A 7,298-nucleotide genomic window follows, 5' to 3' on the forward strand; every position below is an offset into this window, starting at 1 on the left:
CTCTAAATATGATGCTTTGTGAGTTTTAATAGACTCGTTATTAAAAGTGCACTTGCCTTAACTGGATCTACTACCGGAATCTTAATTTCGTCCTCTAGCTCTTCAGCCATACCACCAAAACCTGTACATCCAAGTACAAAAACAGCTCTACTTTCCTTGGAGAGAATGATCTTCATGGTATTTAGTAGTAGTTCACTCGCCCTGTTTCTATCTTTGTCAATATCTGTAACTCTAATAGGAACACTAACTATGCCAACAAAGTATTCCCCCAAATTGAATCTATGAATTTTCTTCCGCATCAGATCAAGGGTTTCTTTGCTTAAGCTTACGGTTAAGACATATATTGGACGTCCATATAAATTAGCTAGTGTTAGAGAGGATTCACCAGTACCTAGCACTATACTTTTGGTTTCACGTCTTAACTCCTCTACGCCAGGATCTAGAAAGCAGTTAATGATTATACCATTGTACTTACTAACTACGGTTCTACCAACTTCTACAACTAGGCGAGAGGCTTCTAGATAAGCTTCGACCGTTTCAACAGTTGGAGGCCCCCTTGGAAGAGACATAACATCCACTTCTATATCCAAAGGTAAAAATCTCTCGTATAATGCTTTATCAGCTTCGTTCCACGTGGAGTGCCCTACAGGGTTTATAACAAGTATTCTCATTGCAGAAGAACACCGCATTCTTTTACTAGTTCTTCAACGGGTACGTAGTCGTAATCGAACCCAAAATGTCTTGGACCAAATAATTCAAGACCACGCTGAGTTCTCCAAATATTAGGTGCTTTTGCTGCTATTCCATTAACAATCATACCTTCCTTTAGGTCTGCGTTTGTTATGGGTGTGCCATCATCTGTTACTAGTATGAACAGGTCTGGTGGCATTACGAGCGGCTTATCGTCAAGCCATACCATGATATGTTCATTCATGATCCAGCTTCTAAGAACTCTATTTCTGTACGCATTAATACCTCTAATAGTAACCTCGCCTTTTAAGAAGCCTGCTTCATCACGCCACTTATAGCTTTCAACGATACCTTTAAATACAACCCAACCTTCGAGTACTCTGGCAATTGTAGCCACAGGGTTACGTTTCTCAGCTCTAGCTTTCAACACATTTGATCCGAGTCTAAAACATTTTGAGAGCGTAGCACTAATAACTGCCTTCTTAGCTTCTGTTTTCTTCATTGGTGTATCAACCACTGCTACATATCTACCACTAAGTACTGAAAGATATCTGGCTATTGCCTCATAATCATCTATATCAGCATATTCTTTTACTAAAACTACATTGCCTGTTTCTGAGACTATTACTGAGGGATACATCGGAATTCCAAATATGTGAACTGTACATTGATGCAGTTCTGGAGCAGCTCTGCCGAGAAGATCTCCATCCACTGCCGGTATTCCTAGTCTAGCTGCAATGCTTAAAGCTACAGGGGTATTAGCACCTCCAAGCTCGCTAGCCACAACACCTACTACTTTTACACCTAATTCCCTCTCCATAACTTCAAATGCTTTATTGATAGCATTGGGTACCTTGATATTTTTCTTAGGCTTTAAACCCGGTGCTATTGATCCCACGTAGTATGGAACAACAACTACACCACCATCTGGTAGTTCATCAAGGCTAACAATACTGATTACTTTACCCTCCTCTAAAACACTTTTAAGTAGCAAGAGACCTTCTTTGGGATCACCTCCACCACCAGTACCAAGGATTGTTGCTCCTAGAACTAGCTTTTCGGCATCATCAACACTAGCTATGGACCACAAACTTCACACCCATGTGAAAGTAGTTCAAGTTTTCTAAAATTTTTTATAAGTTTGTTTTTTATAGGTTTGTATCGCCTACTTTAAAGTCACTATTACATCATGTACTTGTCCCACCTTCACATATGGTTGTATTCGAACTCTGAGTTCAGGCTTGTGCTAATCACCGCGCTAATATTGTCAAGCATCATTGTTTTACTCATATCAGCCCCCATAATACTGCTAGCAGAAGTATACATTGGGGGTAGGAACATATCGTTTAACCCTGCTAATCCAGCTCACTGGCTCATACCACTAATCCTTATTGCGGCGGCCTTTATGAGCATCGGAATAGGTCTTGTTCTCTCGCTATTTACCAAAACATTGAGAGGTGGTGCAAGCCTCGGTTCTGCACTTGGATCAATACTGTCTTTCACTGCGGGAATATGGTTTCCCAGAACGTGGTTACCCTCGTGGTTGTAATTGATGGCCGACTACTCCTCTTTCACATGGGTTATTGACACTATTAAGGACATTGTGATATACGGTGCTGGCCTCAACGATGTATGAGTAGACCTTGCTAAGATGCTGCTCGCACTAATAATCGTTATTTACGTAGATAGGATGTTTTTAAAGTCAAGGCAAGAAATGTGATTATAAGTTATTGAGAGTGCTGAGGAAATCGTTCAATTCATCGGCAATCATATAGTTAATATGCCTAGAATTCAAGACCGTCCATGGGTTATTTCGTTTTGGTTTTCTTGGTTATCTGGGTTGTTCCCACGGATTCTGAGAATAAACCTATAAGCCCGTAAGGGCGTTCATGTGTTTGGGTAGGATATTAAAGCAACGGGCCCGCCGGGATTTGAACCCGGGTCCTCCGGCTCCGCAGGCCTGGGTCTCTATAGAGTCATGTTTCATGAAGCCGGCTTGAATCATGAAACATGGGATGAAGCCATGATAATACTCTCAATTAAGAATAAACATGAACATCTAAACTCACTTGCAGAAAACGATGAGGAGGTCGACGGTCTTCCCGTCAAGTTTCTCCCAGATGCTGTTGTACCTCTTCGAGAGGTAGATCTTGTACCTCTCGTTCTCCCTCACAATCTCCCTCTTCGACATCAAAACCTTGTCGACGTAGTCGACCTCCGATGGGAGGAAGACAATGACGTCGACCAACCTCTTACTCGCCTTCAGCCTCTCCCAGAGATCGTTGAACTCCATGGGTAAGTAGACCTTGAAGTACCTAGTGGACTCCCCTATCACAGTCCTCTGCCTAACCAAGACCCTATCCATTATCACGAGGTAATCGAGGGTCATCATATCACCACTTATCTAGAACATCTGCTGCACCACTTCTACCGCTAACAGCTCTATTCCCGTGCTTGGCAACTGGATAAACAATTGATGTTAGAATGGCTGTGGCTGTGCTAACATTTAGTGTGCTGATCCCATCCCCACCTGTGCCAACAACATCGATTGCATGGCTAGCCTCTATCCTCAGAGCCTTTTCCCTCATAGCCTTGGCGAACCCCACGATCTCCTCAGGCGACTCTCCCTTCATTCGCAAAGCGACTAGAATAGCCGATACGATGACGTCTGGTATTGCACCGTTTATTATGCCTGTTGCCAGCTCTCTAGCCTCTTCCTCAGACAGGCTATAGCCTTCCACAACCCTTCTAAGAGCTGTGTTATAGCTCATTGAGGACACCTCTAAGCTTGGTCAACAACTTGAATGCCTCCTCAATACCACCCCTCTCAATAGCCTCTATAATCGCCGTCCCAACAGCAATGCCGTCTGCCCCAGCGTTCACAGCATTAGCTATGTCGTCTATAGATAGCCCAAAGCCGACAACAAGAGTGTTGCCAACAAGTTTTCTAACCCTTCTGACCACGACGACAGGGTCAACGGGAATCGGAATACCTGTAGCCGGTCTTATGCCGAGGTATAGAAACGGCTCTGAATGTTTTGAAACCTCCTCTATGAGTCTATCGGGCATTGAAGACGATACAAATAGTGTGGGCTTCACACCACAGGCTCTAAGAGTCTCTAGAACCTCTTTGTAGGAGTCTAGATAGTCTATTAGCAGATCTGGCAGAAGAAGATACTCTATACCGATACTGCTCAACTCTTCAGCAAATCTGTTTAGCGTGGTTGCATAGTCGTCTAGGTAGGTCAATGCTATAATGGGTGCACTAGCATTTTTAGCTGCAGCCCTAAGAGTTTCTCTAGTGTCTATGCCAAGTTTCTTGACATGTTCATAGCTTCTCCTAATAGCAGGCCCATCATATTTTGCAAAGCTTGGGGGTATGCCAATCTCTAGATAGTCTGCGCCAAATTTCCCAGCCTTTGAAACAAACTCTAGGAACCTCTCTTTTGATGGATAGCCAAGTGTGGTATAAGCTACGAGTATCCTCTTCATAGACAGACCACCAGTCCTCTTCCTCGCTACAGCCTTCCATACCTCATCATCATAGACCTGTAGTTGTCTATGTCGAGCAGTCCATGGCCACTCATATTGAATAGTATCACAGTCTTCTCATTCCTTTTCTTAGCCTCTAGAGAAATGACTTCTGATAAAGTTATTGTAGCATATGTTGCTCTTAGTGTTGCTGTATGTTTTGCTGCTGTGTTTTTCTTATTCCCTTGGTTTTCATGGCTTTTGATAAAGGCTTTTGGGTATTGGACAGCTTTTTCAGTATTTCTGTTTATAGCGATGTCCGTAACGTATATATTTATGGTGGTTCCCTGGCTTTATGTTTCTGGAAGGATTAATCCTAAAATCTTTTTATTAGCCTTTCCCACCCTTGCCTTAGCGTCATTCATATTTGCACGAAATGCAGCATTTGCATTGGAGAGGATATTTAATATGGATATAAATGACAATGTTATTTTGCTACCAATTTCCCTCTTTGGAATGTTTGTATTTTGCCTCTATGCATTGAGATATAGAAGGCTGTTGATTGGTGAAGGAGCAACCTTAGCACACAGGTTATTGAGGAAATTCAAGAAATATGGATATACACAATGGGATTCTAGACATATGCAACAAAACAAATGATTTGTATACAAAGACAACACTCTATTAATTTTAATATTTAGGTGGTGTGTTGTATGGCGCGACGGTTTTTGGGTGAGGAACTGTCTTTGAATGTTGCAATATGCGCCGCTACTGGGCCTCTACTCACCAAAATTGGTTGTTGGCTTGGTGGTCTTAGGATATTCGCTAAGCTATCCACTTGGCTGAGGTGGTAAGGTGGAGCTTTTTCAATTGAAATTATATATCAAATTATGTGTTTTGTGGTTTATTAGCGGTCTTATTGTGGCAATCCCTGTTTATGTGCTAGTATTAAGTATTCTCCCACACTATGTGAGGTATATAGAGCCACAGCCACTCAACTACTCAATACTTCAAGCCCTTGTGTGGGCAGCGTTTATGTCTATTGTAATGCCAATAGTACAAAGGTTTGAGAAAAAGAAGAGGGCTAAATAGTTTGGAGAGACCTTGACATGTCATCCCATAGATTAAGCATCTCTACACCTCCTATGTTCATTTAGATTCGCCTCTTTAGATCTAGGAGGTATAGTGTCTTTCTTCATTAGCTCTTTCCCACGGTAGACCATTCTCTCTAAGAAGACATGATAAATTACAAAACTTTGCATGAACTAGAAATTCTCAGTTAGGGCCGTATACTACAATAAAGCATTTAACTTTTGAGAAAACCTTATTGCTTGCTCTTGTAAAGATCTCATACATCCTAGGAACTTTGATTGTATAGCAGTTCTAACCGGGTTCAAATCCCGGTCGCCACGCCAAAGAATTATCTTCTCCATAAAAAAGTTTAACTGGATTGCAAGACACCTGCTTTATGTTTTAGCGGACTAGGAAATTATAGCTATTGCAGGAGCAGGGGTTCACCTCTTTATATGCTTGTATATGATTTTATATAGGTGGTCATCGGCTCATCTCTGTTTGGGGTGGTTTGTCGGGTTTCATTCTTCATTCCATCCCCGTTGGGGGAAGACCCGATGCTTCCCCACATCCCCCGTAGGTAGATGTTTATTGCTCCAACAAAATCTCTGTCTCTTTTGAATCCGCATTTCCTGCAGATTGCCAGTCTATGTACATAGACTAGCCTAGAGCCGCATCTTGGGCATGTAGATGAGGTGTTCCTAGGGTCTATAATGAGTATTGGAATGCTATACTCAATCGCTTTTAACATAACTGCATGCTGAAGTCTTCTATAAGCAAATAGTGTTAGCTTCCACTTAACACCATTGCTTTTGCCATTAATAGAGTTCCTCAAGTACTCTAGGTCTTCCAAGGCAATAGCATGCCTTTGTCTATACGCTTTAACTACAATCTCCTTTGCTAGTTTCCAGCAATAATCGTTGATGATGTTCCTAGCTCTTCTGTGTAGAGCTCTAACCCTGTTTAGAATCCTCTCGTTGTATCTCCACCTCTTAGGATACCTCTTCTGAATCTCTTCAGCTCTAGCCCTCTTACTCAATGCCTCGACAAATCTTGTTCTATACCTTCTAGCCTCAGAGCCATCAAATGTTGTAACAATCCTCAGATTCACATCAACTGCTGTTAAACCTCTTGGTGTATACGGCTTGTACCTAACCTCGAAGACTATGCTGACATATATTTTCTTATTCTCATACTTCACGTGAACCTCTTTCCACTTTAAATTCCTAAATCTATCGATGTACCCTCTCCTGTGCTTCAGCCTCAGTATATAATGCTTGTTTCTCAAAACAACTTTGACAACTCCTTTGTCCAGCTCTACTCTTGCATCCTGGTAGTCTAGTCTAGCAGACAGTTTTCTGACACTTGGCTTATCGCCATTGCTGTTTTTAGCGGCTTTGACTAGAGCCAATGCATAGCTGTAGATATTTCTAGCCACATGCGCTCTAAAGCCGTATTCTCTTAGCATTTGGTAGAACATTTGATGCAACTGGCTCCTCCTAGGAAGCTTATCCAAGTCCCACAAGGCGTCTACGACTTTCTGCAGGGCATGCCTATGTACTGCCAAGTCCCACAGCAAATCATTTATATCTCCATCAACAACCTCTGCTTCAGTCTTGAGGGACTTGTGGTATGCACCCTCAGGCATCCACCTACAGCCTAGGCGGATAAACGCCTTCATCGGTACTCACAAACTATGAGATTAGTACACAAGCTTATAAGCCCTTGTATCCTAGCACTAACAAGGGTTTATATGGTCTCGATATACGTATTTGAAGGAAAAATAGTCAAGACAGGCAAAAAGTTCCTAATATACCCACCAAAAGAATACCAAGAAAAGCTATCAAAACTACACGGAAAGAAAGTCAAGGTAGTGGTAATAGAAGAAAGTGATTAAAAACAATCAGATGGGAACATAAGCTAAGCCACGAAGAGCATGTGCTTTTATATGCAGTCATATAAATTTTGCCACGGCTGCAGTAATTAGTTAAAGTAACTATACCCTATCTTCATAGTAACGGGTTATCCTATGAAATACTATAGCAACACCGACTTGTATACTTCCT

9 protein-coding genes are annotated in these 7,298 nt (G+C 41.9%); 3 read left to right on the forward strand and 6 right to left on the reverse strand.

From position 1 onward, the window contains the following. Positions 1-2 precede the first annotated feature (2 nt). Both QXV08_RS07335 and QXV08_RS07340 read right to left on the reverse strand, forming a co-directional pair. Entirely contained in the window at positions 3-671 is a 669-nt protein-coding gene (locus tag QXV08_RS07335) for an aspartate/glutamate racemase family protein (RefSeq protein WP_342784538.1), read from the reverse strand. Further along, a complete protein-coding gene (locus tag QXV08_RS07340; protein WP_342784536.1) occupies positions 668-1,780 on the reverse strand; it encodes a DUF917 domain-containing protein in 1,113 nt (370 codons plus the stop codon). Before QXV08_RS07340 ends, QXV08_RS07335 begins: the two co-directional genes overlap by 4 nt. Before the next feature lie 99 nt (positions 1,781-1,879). On the opposite strand from QXV08_RS07340, the gene QXV08_RS07345 reads away from it, so the two are divergent. Then, positions 1,880-2,239 (forward strand): ABC transporter permease, encoded by a 360-nt coding sequence (locus QXV08_RS07345; RefSeq protein WP_342821460.1) that lies wholly within the window; start codon positions 1,880-1,882, stop codon positions 2,237-2,239. Positions 2,240-2,755: 516 nt separating this feature from the next. Here the strand turns inward: QXV08_RS07345 and QXV08_RS07350 are convergent. From QXV08_RS07350 to trpA, 3 genes are read right to left on the reverse strand one after another with little or no spacing between them, the layout of a single operon-like run. Beyond that, the gene (locus tag QXV08_RS07350) at positions 2,756-3,079 is read right to left on the reverse strand and encodes a hypothetical protein (RefSeq protein WP_342783432.1); all 324 of its coding nucleotides are present in this window, start codon (positions 3,077-3,079) and stop codon (positions 2,756-2,758) included. A 4-nt stretch (positions 3,080-3,083) separates the two neighbouring features. Beyond that, on the reverse strand, positions 3,084-3,461 hold the full coding sequence (locus tag QXV08_RS07355; RefSeq protein ID WP_342821461.1) for a hypothetical protein: 378 nt from the start codon (positions 3,459-3,461) through the stop codon (positions 3,084-3,086). Next, entirely contained in the window at positions 3,451-4,182 is a 732-nt protein-coding gene (gene trpA / locus QXV08_RS07360; protein ID WP_342821462.1) for a tryptophan synthase subunit alpha, read from the reverse strand. The genes QXV08_RS07355 and trpA overlap by 11 nt, the downstream gene beginning before the upstream one ends. 69 nt (positions 4,183-4,251) lie before the next feature. On the opposite strand from trpA, the gene QXV08_RS07365 reads away from it, so the two are divergent. Then, a complete protein-coding gene (locus QXV08_RS07365) occupies positions 4,252-4,821 on the forward strand; it encodes a hypothetical protein (RefSeq protein WP_342821463.1) in 570 nt (189 codons plus the stop codon). Positions 4,822-5,082: 261 nt separating this feature from the next. Then, on the forward strand, positions 5,083-5,253 hold the full coding sequence (locus QXV08_RS07370; RefSeq protein WP_342821464.1) for a hypothetical protein: 171 nt from the start codon (positions 5,083-5,085) through the stop codon (positions 5,251-5,253). 430 nt (positions 5,254-5,683) lie between these two features. Here QXV08_RS07370 and QXV08_RS07375 read toward each other — a convergent pair whose 3' ends face one another. After that, complete coding sequence (locus tag QXV08_RS07375; RefSeq protein ID WP_342791440.1) at positions 5,684-6,880, reverse strand: RNA-guided endonuclease TnpB family protein; 1,197 nt, start codon at positions 6,878-6,880, stop codon at positions 5,684-5,686. Positions 6,881-7,298 lie beyond the last annotated feature (418 nt).

The sequence above is a fragment of the Desulfurococcus sp. genome, from assembly GCF_038881575.1.
Classification (GTDB): Archaea; Thermoproteota; Thermoprotei_A; order Sulfolobales; family Desulfurococcaceae; genus Desulfurococcus.

Coding starts and splice junctions, on each gene's coding strand:
- QXV08_RS07335 (WP_342784538.1), bottom strand. CDS start 671: ATGAGAATACTTGTTATAAACCCTGTAGGGCACTCCACGTGGAACGAA.
- QXV08_RS07345 (WP_342821460.1), top strand. CDS start 1,880: ATGTACTTGTCCCACCTTCACATATGGTTGTATTCGAACTCTGAGTTC.
- QXV08_RS07350 (WP_342783432.1), bottom strand. CDS start 3,079: ATGACCCTCGATTACCTCGTGATAATGGATAGGGTCTTGGTTAGGCAG.
- QXV08_RS07355 (WP_342821461.1), bottom strand. CDS start 3,461: ATGAGCTATAACACAGCTCTTAGAAGGGTTGTGGAAGGCTATAGCCTG.
- trpA (WP_342821462.1), bottom strand. CDS start 4,182: ATGAAGAGGATACTCGTAGCTTATACCACACTTGGCTATCCATCAAAA.
- QXV08_RS07365 (WP_342821463.1), top strand. CDS start 4,252: ATGTCGAGCAGTCCATGGCCACTCATATTGAATAGTATCACAGTCTTC.
- QXV08_RS07375 (WP_342791440.1), bottom strand. CDS start 6,880: ATGCCTGAGGGTGCATACCACAAGTCCCTCAAGACTGAAGCAGAGGTT.